Genomic DNA, 18,844 nt, shown 5'->3' with positions numbered 1-18,844 from the left:
GAATGAATATTGAGGGGAGAAAACCATTTTTATGAACCCAAAACGTCGACCATCATCTCAAAAACGCAGTAGGTGGCGTATTTTTGGCAGAGTTTTGCTGATTAATATCAAGTGGTTCTCGTTTGCGGGTGTACTTGGAGTGCTGTTTGCTGGAGGACTTATATCCGGTTATGTGGCGGCACTGGTTCATGATGAACCTGTACGATCACGTCAGTTGATATATGAAAAGGTAAATGAGAACGCTCTGACCAGCTTTGTATTTTTTAATGATCAGGTAACTCCGGTTGGAAGAATGCGCATGGAGGAGGATCGACAGCTCGTTGATCTGAAGGATGTTCCTCAGTCTATTGTGGACGCCCTCATTTCAACGGAAGACAGCCAATTTTATGAGCATCGTGGTGTGGATTTAAAGGGAACTGCTCGTGCCGTTAAGCAGAAGCTTTTGAATGAAAACCGCCAAACAGGCGGCAGCACACTGACGCAGCAGGTAGCCCGAAGGGTTTTTCTCAGTCTGGATAAGACGGACAGTCGCAAGGTGAAGGAAATGCTACTGGCACTGCGTATGGAGCGGTTTATGGGCAAGGATAAAATATTAACGGCTTACTTAAACAAAATGCCTTTTGGTAATGGTTCCGCTGGTTACAATTTATATGGAATCAAGTCTGCTTCGTTAGGGATTTTCAATGTAAGTGATCTACATAAGCTTCATATTGCTCAGGCGGCTTATTTGGCAGGTCTCCCGCAACTGCCATCTGTTTATTCCGCTTTTGATGGTAAAGGGAACTTCGATGAAGAAGGCTTCAATAAAGCGATGGAGCGCCAACGTGTCGTGTTGGGAAGAATGCTGGCAACAGGTAAACTTACGCTATCCGAATATAACGAGGCGCTTCAATTTGATGTGAAAGCCACTCTTGCGCCACATCGCGAAAAAAGTTATAATACATTCCCTTATTTGATGCTGGAGACAGAGCGGGAAGCCGCCCAATTGTTAGCGCTCCAGCAAAATCCCGATATCACGGCAGCCGAGATTTCCAAGCCTGAGCATGCCGAGCTTCTTCAAAATACGCGAGAAGAGTTGCAACGGTCCGGCTATCGAATTTATACAACGATAAATAAGAAAATTTATAACAATATGCGGCAGATTGCAGCCAATCCACAAAATTTTTCTCCATACAGTAAGAAGAAGGGATTAGAGCAGATTGCAGCAATCATGATTGATCATAAAACAGGGGCTATACTCGGTATGATCGAGGGCAGGGATTTTAATACCGAGCAAATGAACTATGCAACTCAAATGACACGTCAGCCCGGTTCTGCCATGAAGCCTATTGCTGCTTATTTACCTGCTTTGGAAAAGGGCTACACTCAGCCAGCCGGTCTTATTGATGATTCACAAATCATATTGAAAGACGGGCGTAAAGGTTATCATATTCCTAAAAATTATAACAGACGGTACGAGGGGCTTATGACAGCCCGTGAAGCACTCAATCGGTCAATCAACATCCCTGCGCTGAGGCTGTTCCTATATGAAGTTAAAATTCCAAATGCTTGGAATTTTGTGCGTTCTCTTGGAATTACGACGATTCAGCCGCAGGATGAACATGCTCAGACAGGGGTTTTGGGTGGACTAAGCAAAGGGGTATCCGTCGAGGAACTGACCGCAGCATATGGAACGATTCCCAATATGGGTGTATATAATGCACCTCATCTGATCAGCAAAATTACGGATGCCAACGGGAAGATCGTATATGAATTTAAACCGCAGACGAAGCGTGTATATTCGCAGCAAACCGCATTTTTGATGACGGATATGCTCAAAACGGTTATATCAGATCCGAGGGGAACCGGCAAACGCCTGCAAAATGCTTTTAAAAGCTACGGTGCCATTGATATCGCCGGTAAAACCGGTACGACACAAAACTTTGGTGATGTGTGGTTTATGGGGTACACACCTGACGTTACACTAGGCGTCTGGGCTGGTTACCGCCAACAGGTTAATACATTATCTCAAGAAGGCCATTCCAGAGCACAGTCAGTGTGGGCACTGATCATGAATGAGGCGGTCAAGGACCAGCCTGAGCTTTTTAAGAAAAAGCACTTTATACGGCCGGAAGGTGTTGTAAGAGTTACGGTTTCTAGCCTTACAGGTAAGCTGCCAGGGCGTTATTCCCGTCAATCGGGTCAACTCGTGACTGACTGGTTTAATCAAAAGTATGTGCCTACCGAAGTTGGAAGAGAACAGCTTCCGCGTTCTGCTAGACCAGTGGTCCCGTCTAAACCAGATATCAAGGAAAAAGAAGTCCCAGAGGTTGAGGTACCTGCAATAGATCAAGAGAAAATTCCACCAGAGGAAACGGATCCTACTGTTCCTGACGCAGGCACAGAGATAGATATGCCTGATGAGAATGAAGATTTGCCATCTACAGATACTCCGCAACCTTCTGTTGAAAACGAGCAGGTGACTCCTTCTGAATCACAAAGCCAGAGTGAGACTCCAAAAACCAAATCTGACGAAGTTGTTTATCCTGAAATAATATCTGATCAACCCAAAAACTAAACGACAGGAACGGCCTAGTTTAAAATGCCGTTCCCGACAATGTCTACAGTGACCTGCGGATGAAAACGGATATTGGGGTATTCTTTATTCCAATCTACACTTTTCCATACTGCTGGATAATGAGCGATCAACTGTCTGCCTACGCCAAAGGCATCACATCCATTTTCCTGAAGTGTACGGATAATTTGTTCCGCATCCTGGGTCATGATTTCGGAAAGTTGACGGTTCAGACGCTGTACGTTAGCTTTATCTTGAAGATGGTTTCGTGCATATTCAACAATATCGACAGGCAATTTTAGGTTAAGCTCCACATCAATTTGTCCATCGCGCTGAACGTTCACTTTAAGGCTACGTTTGACATTCTGGATTTTAGCCTGATACGTAATAAAGTTTTGCACATCACCGACAGGTCCGGGATGTATCCTTTTTACAAAGCGAGCTGTATTTTTCCACTTTCCAGTCATTAACACATATAAAACACCTTGCTCACTACTTAGGCTTCCTGTGAATTTTTGTCCGTGAAATAAGGCAATTCCACGTGCTGTAATATCTTCTCCTTCTTTGGAAAGATAGGGGAGTACAAAATCTTGACCCGGATCAAGCATTGGGGGGAGCAGTGTCTCCAGTGTCATTTCCGGGAACATACACATTTCCTCAAGGCTTCTGATTTTTTTGGTTATAAATTCGCCAATCAAGAGGCTACCTATGCTTTTTTGATCTATTATTTCCCCAGCTAATCCATCTACAATAGCTACCTTGACATGGGAAGTCGGATGGTCAGGCTCACGATACAGCACATCCAGATAGGGATATAAATCTTTTCGGGCCAAGCTTGTACCATACAGAATAACTCCGTATTTGAAAAAGCGGATATCCCCGGTTACTTTGGCTCGGATTTTGTCTGTACTTTGCCGAACGGAATGGCCGGTGCCTGAGTGAATTTCATTGGTGCTTTTACCTTGATTGCTTTGAGAATCGTCTACAACCTCTAGCGTTTGCAACAACATGCCTTCAGGAGTGAGATCATAAGCCGATGCATTTGCCAATCGGGCATCCTTCAAATTGTCCTGATCCCAGCAGCCTGTTATAAAAATGAGTAGAGTTAGCATTCCAAGCGCTCTGCTCTTTTTTTTCATGTTTCAGGTCCCTCCTTTTTTTTGAAGAGATAGGAGAGGATCAGCAGCAGAAAAGGGAACGCAATTAGGAAAATATAAGCAGAATTATTGGCTATGGAACCAATAAGCTCGAAATCTTCTCTTCGTTGAGGCAAATAGGCAATACAACATGAGGCGAGCACAACAAAGGAAACCGCCTTTTTGTGACTTTTTTGCTTGAATAGATAGCTTATTCCGTAAGACGCCGCATAATAATAACCACTTATAGCGCCAAAGATCGAAATGAGCCAAATCGGCAGAAAAATAAAATCGACCCGATCCATCGTTCCCAGTGGAATGGATCTGAGCAAATAAATGACTGGCTCCGGCATTAATTCAAGCTGTTGGGGGCTGAATACGGTTTACAGGTAAATATGGTAAAACAATACAATAGTACCACGATCGCGTTAGCTGCCAGAATTGACTTGAGCTTGCTTGTACTTTTGCCCTCAACCATGGGAAAGACGACAAGAATGAACTCAAAACCAAACATCGCTAGGAGCGTTTCTTTTGAACCGACAATAATACGGGGCCATCCCGCCTCAGTCAGAGGTAGCAGATAAAGCGGGTTGGACTGCTTTATACCATAGCTAATTAACAGCATCATGGGAAAAATCAGAAATGAAATTAAAACAAGTACTCGGGCAATCGTTCTTAAATTTTCGCGAACCAGATATATGCTACTGAACAAAAACAGGGCAAGTATAGCCCAACGGGGAGTATATTGCAGCATCCAGCGGTTAATGACGTCATAAGCGTTCACAAGAACCGAGGTACCCATGAGCAGATAGTAAGCAATGTAAGCCACAGTCAATGCTTTTCCAATCCAGCAACCAGTAATCTGGGTTAATATTTGATAAATCGAAGAGGAGGGAAAACGTCTTAGCAGGAGCCAGCACATCAAAATAATGAGTTGAATCAAAAGGCCACCAATAATGACAGATATCCAACCCCCTCCTTTAGTTGAAAGGTGCATCTGATAGGGAAGTGACAAAATATCTACGCCAATCTCAAACTTAATGATGAGAAAAAACAGTTGACCCGATGCAATGGTACTTTCTTTATTCACGTCTTTTCCAGCTCCTAGAGTCGTTCTGCTGCTTCAATTTTTGGGCTTGGGAATCATATGGTCGCTGATGGAATGTCCAAATCGGAAAGCGGATAAAAACATCTTTCATATCACCGAGCCGGAATGGTGCAAGAGGAGCAAAGTAGGGCGTACCAAAGGTCTCCAGCTTGCAAAGGTGGATGGTAAGAAAAAGTAAACCGAAAGCAATGCCAATGTATCCAAACAAGGCTGCAGCAGTCATCATCGGAAAACGAAGGATACGAACCGCTGAGCTCATTTCATGAGAAGGCACTAAAAAAGAAGAAATGGCTGTTAACGAGACGACGATGATCATCGTATACGACACGAGACCAGCCCGAACGATAGCATCTCCGATGACGAGACCGCCAACGATTCCAATAGTTTGACCAACCCGACTGGGTAGACGAACCCCGGCTTCTCGTAGCACCTCAAAGATCAATTCAAGCAGCATAGCCTCCACAATCGCTGGGAATGGAACGTTTTCCAGTGATTTTTTGATGGTATGCGCCAGCTCTAATGGCAAAATAGCTGGATGAAAAGCAATCGTCGCAATGTAAATGGCAGGTAGCGTAAAAGCGATCAAAAAGCTCATCATTCGAATCGTTCTTAGAAATGAACTAATAATCCAACGACCGTGATAATCATCTGGGCTTTGGTAAAATGCAAAAAAAGAGACGGGAGCTATTAGAGCAGTTGGGCTACCTTCAGCCAAAATCGCTATGCGTCCCTCCATTAGATTGGCGGTCACACGATCCGGTCGTTCCGTGCTGAGTTGTTGAGGGAAGAGGGAAAAAGGGTTGTCCTCAATAAACTCTTGAATAAAACCGGGGGGGGGAGCACCATATCGGAGGAGATCGCTTTAATTCTCGTTTTCACTGCTTCCACTAGCTCAGGATTAGCCAAGTCTTGAACATAGACAATAGCGATTTTAGTCCGGGTTTTAGATCCCACATAAAAGTAGCGTACAACCAGTGACGGTGTGACAATTTGTTTGCGAATCAGATTCAGATTGATGGATAACTGCTCAATGAATCCATTGTGCGGTCCGCGAATAATCCCTTCGTTTTCTGGTTCGTCCGTACTGCGAGCATACGTTTTTTCGGAAGAAAGGATAAAAAATTCCTCCGCTCCATTTATCATAAAAATGCAATATCCCTGAATAAGCGAATCAGCAGCATTTTGAAGGTCGGTGTCTTTTTGACTGCTTAAGGTAGTGAACATTTGATGAGAGACTGCATCGGTTTTCTCATATAAGGCACTCAGGATATGAGTTTGAATCATCTCCTGATCTACGAGCGAATCAATATAGAGCAGCATACCGTCTTTGCCGTCAACGGAAATCGCCTGCTTTTTTAAATCATCCGTATAAAAAAGGGCTTGCTCAATAAAGGAAACATTCCTACTTAATTCAACGGAAGCTGCGTCATGTCCAGCCAAGAGAGCACCTCCTTTTTGGATGAGATAGGCATAATGTGAGTCAAATGGATTGAGTTTATCCATGATATGGTGACTTATCCATTCTCGAATCACCTTCACTTCACGTAACGCAATAGTTTTATACTAGAATTTAATTTAGGTTGATAAATGGGAGGTGGGTTGGTTATTTTGCAGGGAATGAAAATTAATCGTGCAAGAACCAGAGACGAGATTACAAGGGGGCTTAATCTTGGGTGGGGTCAATTCCCAGATAATGTCCCAGTTTCCGTCGGACCTCGCTGCGGGCAAAGGATGAAAGCATGAAAAAACGCCTTTGATAGCCGCGGCATACATACAAAACCTCTACGCCTTCATGATTTCGGATTTCGCTGTATATTTTAACCCCTAGTGTTTTCATTCGCGCCTTTGTCTCTGCTAATTGAACAGCTACGCGCTGTTGTACTCCAGTCAGGCTACGAACATACAAATCGGGCATTTTTAGAGGAGAGGTATTTATAATACGAATGTCTCGTTCCAGCACATCCAGCACAAGAGTTAGAAGTACACAGATCTTGATCAGCCCTGCGTCTTCTTCAGAAGGCAAAGGAGCTTTATTCTTGTGGTTTAGTGTCTTTTGGTTTGGCATAAAAATCTCCTTTACTCCGAGTAAGAATACAATATATAATCAGTATATAGAACGTATGTTCTGTTTATACCTCCCTCATCATAGGAATTTTTCCATTACTAAAGCAATCATCAATTATTGGAAAAGTGGTAGGGAGCGATATCCTATGTGCCATTGTGTAAAGAATTCATGCGTTTATCGCCAATGACAGTCAAACAGAGTTTATGTTAAGCTATTGGATAAAAACTTACATAAAAGGAGAGATCGTTCTGGCTGCGGTCAGCCTTTACTATTTAACTTAAGAAAGTGGAGAAAGAAGGTATACATATTGTCACGTTCGTTATATGCAGCTTTATTATTGTTGAGCCTCATTTGGGGCGGTTCGTTTATGTTTATCAAGGTGTTGTTGCTACATCAAGTAGGGCCGTGGACGATTGTATTTCTCAGATCCAGCTTTGGATTTATTTTTATCGTCTTATTAATGCTACTTATGCGCAGGCCGTTTGAAATCAAAAGCATTCCGTGGAAATCGGTTGTTCTGGTAGCTTTGGTCAACATGGTTTTGCCATGGACACTGATCGGTTTTAGCGAGACCAGAATAGCTAGCAGCATGGCTTCTGTATTGAATGCCACCACGCCAATATGGACCATATTGGTGGGGCTTGTTTTTTTCGGGGCTATTTTTCATCGAATGCAGTGGTTAGGAATGGGTCTCGCTTTTGTAGGAATCATTATTTTATTGGGTATTAATCCTGCATCTATTATTTCTGTTGATCCTGTGGGTTTTGGATGTATGCTGCTTGCGACTCTCTGCTACGGATTTGGAACACAGCTCTCCAAACGTTTTCTCTCCAATCTTTCCATGTATCAGGCTACTTTTTCGACACTGTTTGGTGCTGCGGTAGGGGGTGGCATTATGATGGCAATTGTGGAGAGACCTGATTTGTCGATTGTTTCTGACCCAGGTGTATTGGGTTCTCTTATAGGACTGGGAGTTTTGGGATCAGGAGTAGCATATATTTTGTTCAACTACATGATTTTGCGGGGGAGTGCGGAATTTGCTTCTTCGGTGACGTATTTTGTACCAGTAAGTGCCATTGTATGGGGCTTTTTGCTCCTGAATGAACATATCGGCTGGAACGTTCTGACCGGGCTGGTCCTTATACTTGGAGGCGTGTTTATGGCCAACCAGCGTAGAACCGCCAAATTAAGTGAATAATAATCTAAACAGAAATAAAATACGCTTTGGTTATTATATTAAATGTGCATTCGCCAAACCTTCGGTATAATGCGTTAATTCGCACATACAATAAAGCATGCTCACACATAAAATAAAATATGGTGCAGCAAAAAAGCAAGCTGTTTAGCAGGTGACAAGGTGTGGTATAATAAATTATAGAATTATATGCACCACAGAAATGTCGGAGTTTTATTCCACAAAAGAAAGGATCAGGATACCATGTGTCCCCGAAGGATACTTCCCCAAAGGACGATTTGGAAACGATTTGATCTGTCTTATACTTAGCTTTTCCGCGGAGTAACGTCAAGTTGCGAAAGCCAACTCTGCGGAAGAGGGGATTGTACATGCGAAGGACCAAGTCCTCCAGGCACATCTTACCCGGTAGCTTCCGTAAGAGTGGGTTCATCCACATCAAACTTACGAGAAACCGAGGGAGCCTGTATGAGGAAAACTTACGAATCTATCGTGAACAATGGAGCATTGAGACAGATTGCTGTCATGTTGCTCGGAACATGCATTTTAGCTTTTACGTACTATCACATTAATGCTCAAAATCATTTGTCAGAAGGCGGCTTTGCAGGCTTGGCCCTGCTGGGACATTACGCATTTGGCATATCTCCAGCATGGAGTATGTTGTTGCTTGATATTCCCGTCATATTGCTGGCATGGGTACTGAAGGGCAGAAGATTTATGCTGCTTGCGTTAATCGGAGCCGTCGCTTTTTCACTGTTTTATGCAGGATTTGAGAAGTATTCGACTCTGGTTATAGATCTACATGGAAATCTGCTGATAGCTGCTCTACTTTGTGGGGTGCTTACAGGTTTGGGAGCCGGAATCGTACTGCGATTCGGTGGAGCAACCGGGGGCGATGATATCCTATCTCTGCTGATCAGTGAGTGGCGCGGGTGGAAAATCGGCAACGTGTTTATTGTCAGTGACATCATCGTACTGGGATTATCATTGTTGTATCTGCCTATGAAGGAAACAATGTTTACAATACTGGCTGTGTGGCTTGCCGGAAAAATAATTACATGGACGACCACGTTCCAACTGCACCGACCTGTGAAAAAGGTACTGCCAGCGGCTATTCCCGCTAAAAAGGTGGTTGCCAAAACAGTGCCGGTCGTCCACAGCCTTCGTCAATAAGGAAAGGGTGTTACGTCAGGAGAGAAATCTTCTTACGTAACACCCTTTCGCTGTATTCAGCTTCTATCAGGAAGGCTTTAAAGTTGAATGAATGCGTCCATTCCGGTCATGAATAATTGCAGAAATCTGTTGGCGTTCTACAAAACTTTGAGCTTCGTCAATCGCCTCATTTTTGTGTTTAAAGGTTGAAATAGGCTGGTTGTGTCCCTCTTCTTTGATTGCCCAGTGATCCTCGTGCGGCACCACATGAATGGGTTCCTTTGCATCGGAAGAAGCGGAATGATGGTTGTGCAGATTTTCGCTCGAATGCTGTTTTTCATGTTTTGTCGGTTTCTCATCTTGCTCGGCTGGATGATTATCGTTCCATTCCTCGGCTTGGGAAGTGGCAATCGCAATCGAGCGCCCTTCTTCATAGCCGTCATGGAGTAGGGCGTTAGCAATATCGACGGCTTTTTCTCGCACACGAGGCTCCAGGTTTTTCATGGATGGAGGGTAATCATGTTTGTTCCAAGGCATAGTTGCACACTCCTTATAACAGATGATGTATTATGTATTACCCGTTGTCGGCTTAAACAAACGGAAATCAAAGAAATGAATATATTGTAAAATGTATCTTGAGAAAAAGCGTATAATGGTGTGCAGAATACCAGAAAAAGGAGTGAAGCATTTGCTTGCCTGGGGTTTTGTTTTTTTGCTGACTATCATCATTCATACTACAGATAGCTTGTCCTATGCTCTTCGACTTGGTGGTTTGCGAGCGAGTCGGATTGGATTGGCGTTAACCGTTGCGGGGATGCTGCTGTTGGTTTCACGCACCTCTAACATGGCGCAGGGGCCTTTACTTGGAGGGATGGTCGATCAGGCTAAAGCTGCAACACAAGTGGGCGGAACGGATATTAGACTGGAACTATATATGCATGGGGTACTGCTGGCAGCAACCGTTGGAACCATGCTTGCTATATTACTGTATCCAACAGTGGTACGCATGTCAGCCAGATGGATTGTGCATTTGGAGCATACCGGATCTATTCCGGCTTTGGTGCGTCATTTAATGCTGCGAAGTCGCTGGAAACATGCAGGCTACTACATAAAGCGCCCCACCTGGTCAATGCTTACTTCACTGATTAGTGGAGCGATACCTAAGCGTCTAATTATTCTGAATATAGCTGTCACTGCGATTTATACAACAGGAGTAGTATCTGCTTTATATGCATCATTCCTGTGGCCTGCTCAAGGTACAGCAATGTCAATGTCGTCAGGTCTAATCAATGGCGTCGCAACGGTATTATTAACCTTGTTAATTGATCCAAGATTGGCGGTTCTGTCGGAGAAAACGCTACGAGGGGAGCTACCCTTAACTCGGATGAACAGCATGTACGGCTGGATGATCATCTCGCGCTTGGCAGGTACTTTATTAGCCCAGCTATTGCTAGTACCGCTAGCCATTTGGCTTGGATGGGTAATGAGTTAAATGGCTAGCTTACGTAATGATGTGCTGCCACATCCCAAAAAAGGCTGGCCCATGATCATCTATTAAAGATAGATCGCGGGTCAGCCCCAATGATTCTATGGCTATTTACTGTTCAAATAATGACTTATATGCTCCGTATCCTTCACGTTCCAAGTCTTCTTGAGGCACAAAGCGGAGCGCGGCGGAATTTATGCAATAACGCAAACCATCTGGACCAGGACCATCATCGAATACGTGCCCTAAATGGGAGTCAGCTTCACGACTTCGCACCTCGGTACGGATCATAAAATGGCTGAGATCAGTTTTTTCTTTGACATTGTAGCTGCGCAATGGACGGGTAAAGCTGGGCCAACCGCAACCTGCGTCAAATTTGTCCAATGAACTGAACAAAGGCTCTCCTGATACGATATCCACGTAAATGCCTTCACCCTCATGATCCCAAAACTCATTTTGAAAAGGGCGCTCGGTCGCGTTTTTTTGTGTTACTTCGTATTGAATAGGCGTCAGCCGATCTTTAAGATCGGATTTATCAATCTTGCCGGACCAATTTTGCTCGATAAAATCTTCACGTCCCGAACCTTTGCGGTAGCGCTTGTAATGAGCGGGGTTCTTCTTATGATAGTCCTGATGATATTCTTCTGCTTCATAAAAAGTGGCCGCAGGCAGGATCGGTGTAGCAATGGGCTTGTCGAAGCGGCCACTTTGAGCCAAAGCTTCTTTAGACGCTTCTGCCTTGATTCGTTGCTCTTCATTATGATAGAAAATAGCCGTTTGGTAGGATGAACCCCTATCGTGGAACTGTCCACCTTCATCCGTCGGATCAATCTGCTGCCAGAATAGCTCCAACAGTTTTTCATACGGGAAAACTTGTGGGTCAAATGTAATCTGTACGGCTTCCACATGCCCCGTTGTTTCAGAACACACCTCTTCATAGGTAGGATTTTCGGTATGTCCCCCTGTGTATCCAGATCTAACCTTCAAAATACCGGGTAATTCCTCAAAAGGGGAAACCATGCACCAGAAGCAGCCACCTGCAAAAGTTGCTTTTTCTACTGTGTGTGGATTGTTGGTGCTCATATTTTTCACTCCAATCTGAGAATGTTTAATTAGTTGTTATTTAAATAGCTTACAATTAAATTATATACGAGATTTTTGCAAAATCCAACGAAACGTCAGAAACCAAACAGCAGTGTAACTGGCTCTGTCCTCAAAAATCGCAACGAAACATCCTACAGAGACGGTGGCAAACTATCGCATTATATTCTATTGGCGCGTTGAAGCCTTTTTCGGTAGAGTATAAAGCCGCCGCCCACCAGTGCAGTATATAGCACCAAAATGAGCAAACCGGTGATTGGATGTTCTGCAAAGGTGCCGCCTGCATAAGCATACACCGCAATTGCGGGAAGCTTGCCAATAGCTGTACCTAGGATAAAGCTCCAGAACGGAAACCCTGCTACTCCAGCGTATACATTTACCGCTGCCTGGGGGATGACCGGAATCAGGCGAGCCAGCAGCACAGCAGCAAAAGGCTCCCTCTCCATGACCCGATTGAAGCGCTCCAATGCGGGAACCCGCTCCAAATAGGCACGTCCTTTGTCACGGAACAGGGTACGTACGGCACTATAAACGACCAGCGCAGCCAAGGTAGTGCCCAGCCAGCAGATCAGAGCACCTTGCCAGGGGCCTGCGGCATAAGCAATAGAAGCGATAATCAGCTTGTACGGCACAAACGGTATTAACGCGAATAAAAATGCGAGCAGTAGCAGAACTGGAAAGGAGGTTTGCTTGTCCGCCCAGGCGAGCCAATCATATCTGTAGATAAACGCGATGCAAAGCAGCGAAACATAAGCCGCGACGAGTAGCCATTTTTTCATTTACATACCTCTTTCAATATCCCTGTTCGGCTTATCGCTTATACAGAAAAAAATAGGGTTCACATTCCCAATAATGTGTGCTATACTGCCACTAATAGAATAGTTCCCAAAGGGGAGTAGCTCAACGAGTAAAGTCGTCATTACGGGATTTTTAATCCCCGGCTTTATTGGCAACGTAATGTTGTAAGCGAGACCTTTGCCAGGATTTTAGGAATCCGGGTAAATGGTCTTTTTTTGATGCCAAATTTGGGTCAAGCGCCGTTTCCGGATTCCGTGAAATGGCGCTTTTTTAGTATAAAGCGCTGAACTATGTACAGTATAACAAATAAATAAAAAAGGTGGGAGAAACGTATGGATTTTTTGTCAATTGAGTTTTTAACCGCATTAGTATCCATCATTATCATTGATCTGGTGCTAGCTGGTGACAATGCCATCGTAATCGGTTTGGCGGCTCGCAATGTTGATAAGGCCAATCAAAAGAAGGTCATTATTTGGGGGACGGTCGGAGCGGTCATCATTCGTGTGATTGCTACAGTGCTGGTCACGTATTTATTGCAAATTTATGGATTGCGTTTGATTGGGGGACTCGCACTTATCTATATTGCCTATAAGCTGCTGGTCGAAGAGAAAAAACATGAAATTTCAGCTACGAATCAAATGTGGGCAGCGATCCGCACGATTATTATCGCGGATACGATGATGGGCCTCGACAATGTACTTGCTGTTGCGGGAGCAGCTCATGGAAACATGCTGCTTGTTATACTGGGTCTGGCAATCTCCGTTCCAATCATGGTGTGGGGAAGTACGATTATCTTGAAGCTGACTGAACGTTACCCAGTAGTTATTACGATTGGTGCTGCTGTACTGGCTTACACTGCCGCCAAAATGGTGGTGGCGGAACCGCTGATTGCACACTGGTTTATGAACGGGGTCATTAAATACGGCTTTGAGGTTCTGGTTGTGGTTCTGGTTGTAGCCATTGGGATGCGTGTTAAAAAAATTAAAAGTGAAAAAACAAGAAAGCAAGCGCAGCACGCCTAAGCTAACTTACATTAAGTAAACTTAGCTGAAGCTGAACATTCATGCCGTAGAGGCTGTTCTGTTAGGTCCAACTGGACCCGGAGCAGTCTCTTTTCTTTGCTTGTCAGCAGACTTCCATGTAAACTAGACAACAGATAATGAGTGATTAAAGGTGGGAGCGAAATGGACAAGCAAACGAAGACAAGGGTAGCTATTGCAGGACTGGGTGGTATTGCTCGAAAAGTATACTTACCGTTACTGGCAGCACACCAAGGTGTAGACATTGTAGGTGTCATGAACCGTTCACAGGAGCCGGTGAGTTCCATTATGGAGCAATATAGATTGCCAAGAGGAACGACTGATGTGAAGGAGATGCTAGCATGGGAACCGGAAGCTGTATTTATACATGCCGCGACCGAAGCTCATTTTGATCTAGTTATGGCGTGTATTGAAAAAGGGATTGCTGTGTATGTGGATAAACCGTTGTCCTATGATGTTCGTCAGAATCTGGAAATGACCGCTTTTGCGGAAGCGCAGGCCGTGCTGCTGGCGGTAGGCTTTAATCGACGTTTTGCCCCGCATTATGTAGCTGCTAAAGCATGGTTAGAGGAAGCAGGTGGATTCAGTCAATGTGCGGCCATTAAACACCGTACTGGATATGATCGAAGACCGGCGGCACAGACGGTTTATGATGATTTAATTCACATGCTTGATTTGCTTTTGTGGTTGGGTGGCGATGATTATGAGCTGCTGCATAGTAGTATGAATACGACGAGTGATGGATATATGGATGCTGCGTTCGGGACCGTACGTTTGGGGAATGCTACCGGAAGCTACAGTATGAGTAGACGGGCAGGGGCTGACATAGAGAAGCTGGAGCTTCACGGGGCAGGACGGTCTGTTGAAGTAATAAATATGGAACAGGCTGTTTTTATGCAAAAAAATCATTCACCACTAACGCAAACATTTGGAAGCTGGGATACGATTTTGGAAAGACGGGGATTCACCGGAGTCGTGAATCATTTTCTGGAGCATATTCATCGTCCGGAGGAGTGTGCTGTACGGGCTGGAAAAGTATTGGAAAGCCATATGCTGGCTGACGAACTGATCAGCCGTTTGAGTGTTTAATATGGAACGTCCGAACGTGATCTTAACAGTCCAGACAGACATCAAGAATTAGGTTGAAGGAGAAATGAATGAATGGAAGAAGATAACCGTGGTAAACAGCTAGAAGAAGCCATCATTGAAAATTATAAGCAAGAAGAAGATATGATGATCCTTGTATTTGCGCAATGGTGTATCAATCACGGGTTGGAGCCAGAGGAATTATATCGTGTAGCGTATCCGCATCAGGATAGTAACGAGCGTCTGCTACGAGTACGCAAGTTGACTGTATCGCGTGAAGAAGCGGGTGATATTCCGCTGGATACGGTATTAGGGGTACTGTCCATGTTCGGAAATGAGGACTTGGCGATGGTCGTATCTGAGGCGGCTGCCAGCCTTTCGTCGGAACGGAAATAGGGCTAGCCAGAATAAACAATATACTGTTATCATTTATGGCATCATGGACTCACTGTATTTACTTAAGACATTGTTGATGGGGAGGGTAAGCTTACGATGGAAGATATACCTATGCCAAGTACCTGTAAAGGCTGTGAAAGAGATATCTCGATATCGGAAGAGCAAATTACCAGAATTCTAACCAACATGAGACCCAAAATGGAATGTGTAAACGATGAAGTGTACGAAGCCAGACTGTTGGCCTGCTCACAATGTGAAGAGTTAATGTCCGGGCATACATGTGGCATCAGCGGAAGTATTGTTCGTGTACGTGCTTTGGCGGCAGCTCAAAATTGTCCCAGTTACCATGGTTCACGCTGGATAGGAACAGCCTAAAAGATACAATGCTCAGGCTCGGCTGAACCTGGATTACGGGTTAAAGTAGTCATACCTTGGTCTGCCCTAATGGCAGGCTTTTTGGTTTGATTGGACCTTTTCTTAACGATTGACAAAAAGTAGGCAATAAAATATATTAAACACGTGAAATGTTTTTATTTAATTATTAATATTTATATTAATGTTTTCTAGATGAGATGTTGCGTAAAAATTAAGATCGGAAGAAGATCGGTAATATGAGTGATATTTAGACCAAAAATGAAAGCGCAAACATTCGTAAGGGTGTTCCAACAATCTTAATATTTTGGGGAGGGTTTGTTGTGAAGGGTTCTATTGTTGTTAATACCGATTGGAAACAAGGCATTATTAATAAAAATATTTATGGACAATTTGCTGAGCATCTTGGACGTTGCATTTATGAAGGCATATGGGTTGGAGAGGACTCACCGATTCCAAACACAAACGGAATTCGAAATGATGTAGTGGAAGCCCTGAAAAAGCTGAACATTCCTGTATTGCGCTGGCCGGGAGGCTGTTTTGCCGATGAATATCATTGGAAAGATGGTATCGGACCAAAAGAAAACCGTAAGAGAATGGTAAATACGCATTGGGGCGGTGTGGTTGAAAATAATCATTTTGGCACACATGAGTTTTTTCAATTGTGCGAACTGTTAGATGCAGAGCCTTATATTTGTGGAAATGTCGGCAGTGGTAAAGTTCAGGAAATGTCGGAGTGGGTAGAGTACATGACCTTCGATGGAGAGTCCCCTATGGCTGCATGGCGTCAGGAAAACGGTCGTGAGAAACCATGGAAGCTCAAATATTTTGGAGTGGGTAACGAAAACTGGGGTTGTGGCGGTAACATGCGCCCAGAATATTATGCCGACCTGTATCGCCGCTATCAGACATATGTCCGTAACTATGGCGAGAACCGCATTTATCGGATTGCAGGGGGGGCGAATGTGGATGATTATCGTTGGACCGAAGTGTTGATGCGTGAAGCTGGGCATCTTATGGACGGTTTGAGCCTGCATAACTATACGATCCCGGGAAACTGGGAAGGGAAACGGCAAGCACTCGGCTTTGATGAAGCGGAATGGTTCGAGACGATGAAAAAATCATTGCATATGGATGAATTGATTACTCGTCATTCAGCCATTATGGACCAATATGATCCTGACAAAAGGGTCGGACTGATCGTCGATGAATGGGGAACCTGGTTCCTGACTGAGCCGGGGACCAATCCGGGCTTCCTGTATCAGCAAAACACGATGCGCGATGCGCTGGTAGCTGGGCTGCACCTACACATTTTCCATAATCACCATGACCGAGTACAGATGACGAATATCGCTCAAATGGTCAATGTTTTACAGGCAATGATTCTGACCGAAGGCCCTGCTATGCTGTTGACGCCGACATACCATATATTTGAAATGTTTAAGGTGCATCAGGATGCACAAGCACTGGCTGTTCATGTAAAGGTGGGCGATTATGAATATGATGGGGATTCCATCCCACAAGTAAGCGTGTCCGCCTCCAAGGCGCAGGATGACAATATTCATATTAGCTTTTGCAACATCCATCCGGGCGAGTCGGCAAACTTGAATTTGGAGCTAAGAGGACTGGAAGAGGTTAAAAAGATCAGCGGTGTTGTTCTTGCCAGCGACGATATGCAGGCACATAATAAGTTTGATCAGCCAGAGCGTGTGAAAAAGGAAGCTTTCACATCCTATCAGCTGCAAGGTCAGCATTTGGATGTTACACTGCCACCAATGTCGGTAGTGATGCTGACAATTGCTCCGTAAAAAAGCTGGGTTGTGGTATGTAAGCACAATTTCATTATTATTGGTTATGAACAAAGAGAGCGTTCAGGTGAACGCTCTCTTTTACCTACAATTGCTCGCGGTGAATCACCCTGAATTCTTTGGGCGACATACCGAAGCGGGAACGAAATACGCGATGAAAATACGTGTAATTTGCAAATCCTGACGATTCGGCGGCTTGTTCCAGTGACATGGGACTGAAAATGATTCGTTCTCTCGCCATGTTAAGCCTGATGTCCAGCGTGTACTGCATAATGCTCGTATCGAATGTTTCCTTAAACAGATGTACTGCTCGGGATACGCTGATACCTACGTGTGAAGACACGTCATCCAGCTTGAAGTTAGAGGATGCATTTTCTTCAATATAATTTTTAATCTGATAAGCAAGATAGTTATGATGAGTAGCGATAGGATGATCGGATAGCATACGGTCAAACTCCAAACATAAAATGCGCATGTAATAACTTGATATTTCCGGGTAAGGATTAGAAATACGTCGTTGCTCCATCACAAGCTGACGAAATAGGCCAAGCAGGGCTTCTGTGAGCTGAACCTTAATTCTGTTGGGTCGTTTATGATGGTTCCACCACTCATCTACCCAGGAACCACCGAAAAAAATGTGATAATCTCCACTTTCCACGACCAGATCTCCCATGGGATTCAACTCACTATGAATATCCAGTTCATAAGGCTCGGTAGGATTGAATAGCAGTAGATCACCCGCCTCAATCCGTGTCATTTCCCCGTTAATGCGGGCCTGGCAGCGTCCATCTGTTTGCAAACGGAATAAATAATTTTTAATCCCATCAGGCTGGTTCGAATAAAAGGGCTTTCGATGGAAGGAATAGCCTGCGGTAAGAACCTGACAAGGCTCGACGATAGACATGATGATGACTCCTTTGGACATATGGCTGTTTCAAATATTGACCAGATTGTTCATGTTTTAATCATATTATTCATTTTAAACGAAACAGAAATAGAATACTATGTGAACTGTAAAGCTTACATGTTAGATGAGAAAGTACATGTTGGAGGCCAAGGAGTGTGACGACGTGGAACGAATGAAGGCCGGGATTATCGGATGCGGTACTATTAGTTCGGTATATCTTGAAAATCTCCAAAAGAGCCCACTTATTGAAGTAGTGGCCGTCGCTGATTTACTAGATGAGAGGGCCAAGGAGAGGGCCGATGAATTCAACATTGAAAACGTATACAAGGTGGATGAATTGCTTCGTCAGCCTGAGATTGAGCTTGTATTTAATCTGACCGTGCCTGGCAGCCATGCACTGACAGATGTGGCGATACTAGAGGCAGGCAAGCATGTGTACAGTGAAAAGCCTTTGGCGCATTGAAATTCACGGACCATCGTGCTAATGCTGAGCTGGCCTACCATGTGTTAGAAGCCATGCATGCTTTTCAGCGCTCATCATTGGAAGGCAATCACATTACGCTGGAAAGCACGTTCAAGCCGGACGAGGATTTGTATTATGGAACAGATATAATGGAAAATTCATCCTAATTAAAGAGGTGAA

Annotated in this window: 18 protein-coding genes and 2 pseudogenes; 11 read left to right on the top strand and 9 right to left on the bottom strand. The window is 44.3% G+C overall.

Going from position 1 to position 18,844, the window contains the following annotated elements; translation table 11 throughout:
• Positions 1-31 precede the first annotated feature (31 nt).
• Positions 32-2,557 (top strand): transglycosylase domain-containing protein, encoded by a 2,526-nt coding sequence (locus NSS66_RS09285; protein ID WP_254347464.1) that lies wholly within the window; start codon positions 32-34, stop codon positions 2,555-2,557.
• A gap of 14 nt (positions 2,558-2,571) precedes the next feature.
• Here NSS66_RS09285 and NSS66_RS09280 read toward each other — a convergent pair whose 3' ends face one another.
• From NSS66_RS09280 to NSS66_RS09255, 5 genes and pseudogenes are all read right to left on the bottom strand, one after another.
• Entirely contained in the window at positions 2,572-3,693 is a 1,122-nt protein-coding gene (locus NSS66_RS09280) for a Ger(x)C family spore germination protein (protein ID WP_023989293.1), read from the bottom strand.
• A complete protein-coding gene (locus tag NSS66_RS09275) occupies positions 3,690-4,022 on the bottom strand; it encodes a GerAB/ArcD/ProY family transporter (RefSeq protein ID WP_254347463.1) in 333 nt (110 codons plus the stop codon). The genes NSS66_RS09280 and NSS66_RS09275 overlap by 4 nt, the downstream gene beginning before the upstream one ends.
• A gap of 20 nt (positions 4,023-4,042) precedes the next feature.
• Positions 4,043-4,780, bottom strand: a complete 738-nt coding sequence (locus NSS66_RS09270; protein WP_340958809.1) for a GerAB/ArcD/ProY family transporter — start codon at positions 4,778-4,780, stop codon at positions 4,043-4,045.
• Positions 4,773-6,238: pseudogene (locus tag NSS66_RS26845) on the bottom strand (spore germination protein). The gene NSS66_RS09270 and the pseudogene NSS66_RS26845 overlap by 8 nt, the downstream one beginning before the upstream one ends.
• A 223-nt stretch (positions 6,239-6,461) precedes the next feature.
• Complete coding sequence (locus NSS66_RS09255; RefSeq protein WP_028540573.1) at positions 6,462-6,863, bottom strand: hypothetical protein; 402 nt, start codon at positions 6,861-6,863, stop codon at positions 6,462-6,464.
• A 307-nt stretch (positions 6,864-7,170) separates the two neighbouring features.
• On the opposite strand from NSS66_RS09255, the gene NSS66_RS09250 reads away from it, so the two are divergent.
• Together NSS66_RS09250 and NSS66_RS09245 are read left to right on the top strand one after the other, a co-directional pair.
• A complete protein-coding gene (locus tag NSS66_RS09250; RefSeq protein WP_340958806.1) occupies positions 7,171-8,061 on the top strand; it encodes a DMT family transporter in 891 nt (296 codons plus the stop codon).
• A gap of 462 nt (positions 8,062-8,523) precedes the next feature.
• Positions 8,524-9,228 carry a YitT family protein gene (locus tag NSS66_RS09245; protein WP_013310869.1) on the top strand — a complete coding sequence of 235 codons (705 nt, stop codon included), beginning with the start codon at positions 8,524-8,526 and terminating at the stop codon, positions 9,226-9,228.
• A gap of 66 nt (positions 9,229-9,294) precedes the next feature.
• Here the strand turns inward: NSS66_RS09245 and NSS66_RS09240 are convergent, their stop codons facing one another.
• Positions 9,295-9,744, bottom strand: a complete 450-nt coding sequence (locus tag NSS66_RS09240) for a DUF2188 domain-containing protein (protein WP_028540575.1) — start codon at positions 9,742-9,744, stop codon at positions 9,295-9,297.
• A gap of 151 nt (positions 9,745-9,895) precedes the next feature.
• On the opposite strand from NSS66_RS09240, the gene NSS66_RS09235 reads away from it, so the two are divergent.
• A complete protein-coding gene (locus tag NSS66_RS09235; RefSeq protein WP_028540576.1) occupies positions 9,896-10,699 on the top strand; it encodes a lipid II flippase Amj family protein in 804 nt (267 codons plus the stop codon).
• Between the two features lie 105 nt (positions 10,700-10,804).
• Here NSS66_RS09235 and msrA read toward each other — a convergent pair whose 3' ends face one another.
• On the bottom strand, positions 10,805-11,776 hold the full coding sequence (msrA, locus tag NSS66_RS09230; protein WP_028540577.1) for a peptide-methionine (S)-S-oxide reductase MsrA: 972 nt from the start codon (positions 11,774-11,776) through the stop codon (positions 10,805-10,807).
• A 179-nt stretch (positions 11,777-11,955) separates the two neighbouring features.
• Complete coding sequence (locus NSS66_RS09225; RefSeq protein WP_023989286.1) at positions 11,956-12,573, bottom strand: TVP38/TMEM64 family protein; 618 nt, start codon at positions 12,571-12,573, stop codon at positions 11,956-11,958.
• Positions 12,574-12,924: 351 nt separating this feature from the next.
• Here NSS66_RS09225 and NSS66_RS09220 point away from each other — a divergent pair, with 351 nt between their 5' ends.
• The 5 genes from NSS66_RS09220 (at position 12,925) to NSS66_RS09200 (ending at position 17,294) form a co-directional block, all read left to right on the top strand.
• Positions 12,925-13,614, top strand: coding sequence for a TerC family protein (locus tag NSS66_RS09220; RefSeq protein WP_023989285.1), 690 nt, complete (start codon positions 12,925-12,927; stop codon positions 13,612-13,614).
• 162 nt (positions 13,615-13,776) lie between these two features.
• Positions 13,777-14,721 carry a Gfo/Idh/MocA family protein gene (locus NSS66_RS09215; RefSeq protein WP_028540579.1) on the top strand — a complete coding sequence of 315 codons (945 nt, stop codon included), beginning with the start codon at positions 13,777-13,779 and terminating at the stop codon, positions 14,719-14,721.
• A gap of 72 nt (positions 14,722-14,793) precedes the next feature.
• Positions 14,794-15,114, top strand: coding sequence for a hypothetical protein (locus tag NSS66_RS09210; protein ID WP_023989283.1), 321 nt, complete (start codon positions 14,794-14,796; stop codon positions 15,112-15,114).
• A gap of 96 nt (positions 15,115-15,210) precedes the next feature.
• Positions 15,211-15,489, top strand: a complete 279-nt coding sequence (locus tag NSS66_RS09205) for a hypothetical protein (RefSeq protein ID WP_023989282.1) — start codon at positions 15,211-15,213, stop codon at positions 15,487-15,489.
• 320 nt (positions 15,490-15,809) lie between these two features.
• Positions 15,810-17,294: an alpha-N-arabinofuranosidase gene (locus NSS66_RS09200; RefSeq protein ID WP_340958804.1), complete on the top strand. Its 1,485-nt coding sequence runs from the start codon at positions 15,810-15,812 to the stop codon at positions 17,292-17,294.
• Between the two features lie 85 nt (positions 17,295-17,379).
• Here the strand turns inward: NSS66_RS09200 and NSS66_RS09195 are convergent, their stop codons facing one another.
• Positions 17,380-18,198 carry an AraC family transcriptional regulator gene (locus tag NSS66_RS09195; RefSeq protein ID WP_023989280.1) on the bottom strand — a complete coding sequence of 273 codons (819 nt, stop codon included), beginning with the start codon at positions 18,196-18,198 and terminating at the stop codon, positions 17,380-17,382.
• Positions 18,199-18,364: 166 nt separating this feature from the next.
• Here NSS66_RS09195 and NSS66_RS09190 point away from each other — a divergent pair.
• Positions 18,365-18,658: pseudogene (locus NSS66_RS09190) on the top strand (Gfo/Idh/MocA family protein); the annotation flags it as partial.
• A 2-nt stretch (positions 18,659-18,660) separates the two neighbouring features.
• Positions 18,661-18,831 carry a hypothetical protein gene (locus NSS66_RS09185; protein ID WP_023989278.1) on the top strand — a complete coding sequence of 57 codons (171 nt, stop codon included), beginning with the start codon at positions 18,661-18,663 and terminating at the stop codon, positions 18,829-18,831.
• Positions 18,832-18,844 lie beyond the last annotated feature (13 nt).

The sequence above is a fragment of the Paenibacillus sp. FSL R10-2748 genome, assembly GCF_038005565.1.
GTDB lineage: Bacteria > Bacillota > Bacilli > Paenibacillales > Paenibacillaceae > Paenibacillus > Paenibacillus polymyxa_B.
Note: the sequence above shows the minus strand (reverse complement) of the source record. Positions and strands in the feature narration are given on the sequence as shown.

Bases quoted from the DNA above. Each gene is read 5' to 3' on its own strand.
- NSS66_RS09285 (WP_254347464.1), top strand. From the start codon at position 32: ATGAACCCAAAACGTCGACCATCATCTCAAAAACGCAGTAGGTGGCGT.
- NSS66_RS09280 (WP_023989293.1), bottom strand. From the start codon at position 3,693: ATGAAAAAAAAGAGCAGAGCGCTTGGAATGCTAACTCTACTCATTTTT.
- NSS66_RS09255 (WP_028540573.1), bottom strand. From the start codon at position 6,863: ATGCCAAACCAAAAGACACTAAACCACAAGAATAAAGCTCCTTTGCCT.
- NSS66_RS09245 (WP_013310869.1), top strand. From the start codon at position 8,524: ATGAGGAAAACTTACGAATCTATCGTGAACAATGGAGCATTGAGACAG.
- NSS66_RS09240 (WP_028540575.1), bottom strand. From the start codon at position 9,744: ATGCCTTGGAACAAACATGATTACCCTCCATCCATGAAAAACCTGGAG.
- msrA (WP_028540577.1), bottom strand. From the start codon at position 11,776: ATGAGCACCAACAATCCACACACAGTAGAAAAAGCAACTTTTGCAGGT.
- NSS66_RS09225 (WP_023989286.1), bottom strand. From the start codon at position 12,573: ATGAAAAAATGGCTACTCGTCGCGGCTTATGTTTCGCTGCTTTGCATC.
- NSS66_RS09220 (WP_023989285.1), top strand. From the start codon at position 12,925: ATGGATTTTTTGTCAATTGAGTTTTTAACCGCATTAGTATCCATCATT.
- NSS66_RS09215 (WP_028540579.1), top strand. From the start codon at position 13,777: ATGGACAAGCAAACGAAGACAAGGGTAGCTATTGCAGGACTGGGTGGT.
- NSS66_RS09210 (WP_023989283.1), top strand. From the start codon at position 14,794: ATGGAAGAAGATAACCGTGGTAAACAGCTAGAAGAAGCCATCATTGAA.
- NSS66_RS09205 (WP_023989282.1), top strand. From the start codon at position 15,211: ATGGAAGATATACCTATGCCAAGTACCTGTAAAGGCTGTGAAAGAGAT.
- NSS66_RS09195 (WP_023989280.1), bottom strand. From the start codon at position 18,198: ATGTCTATCGTCGAGCCTTGTCAGGTTCTTACCGCAGGCTATTCCTTC.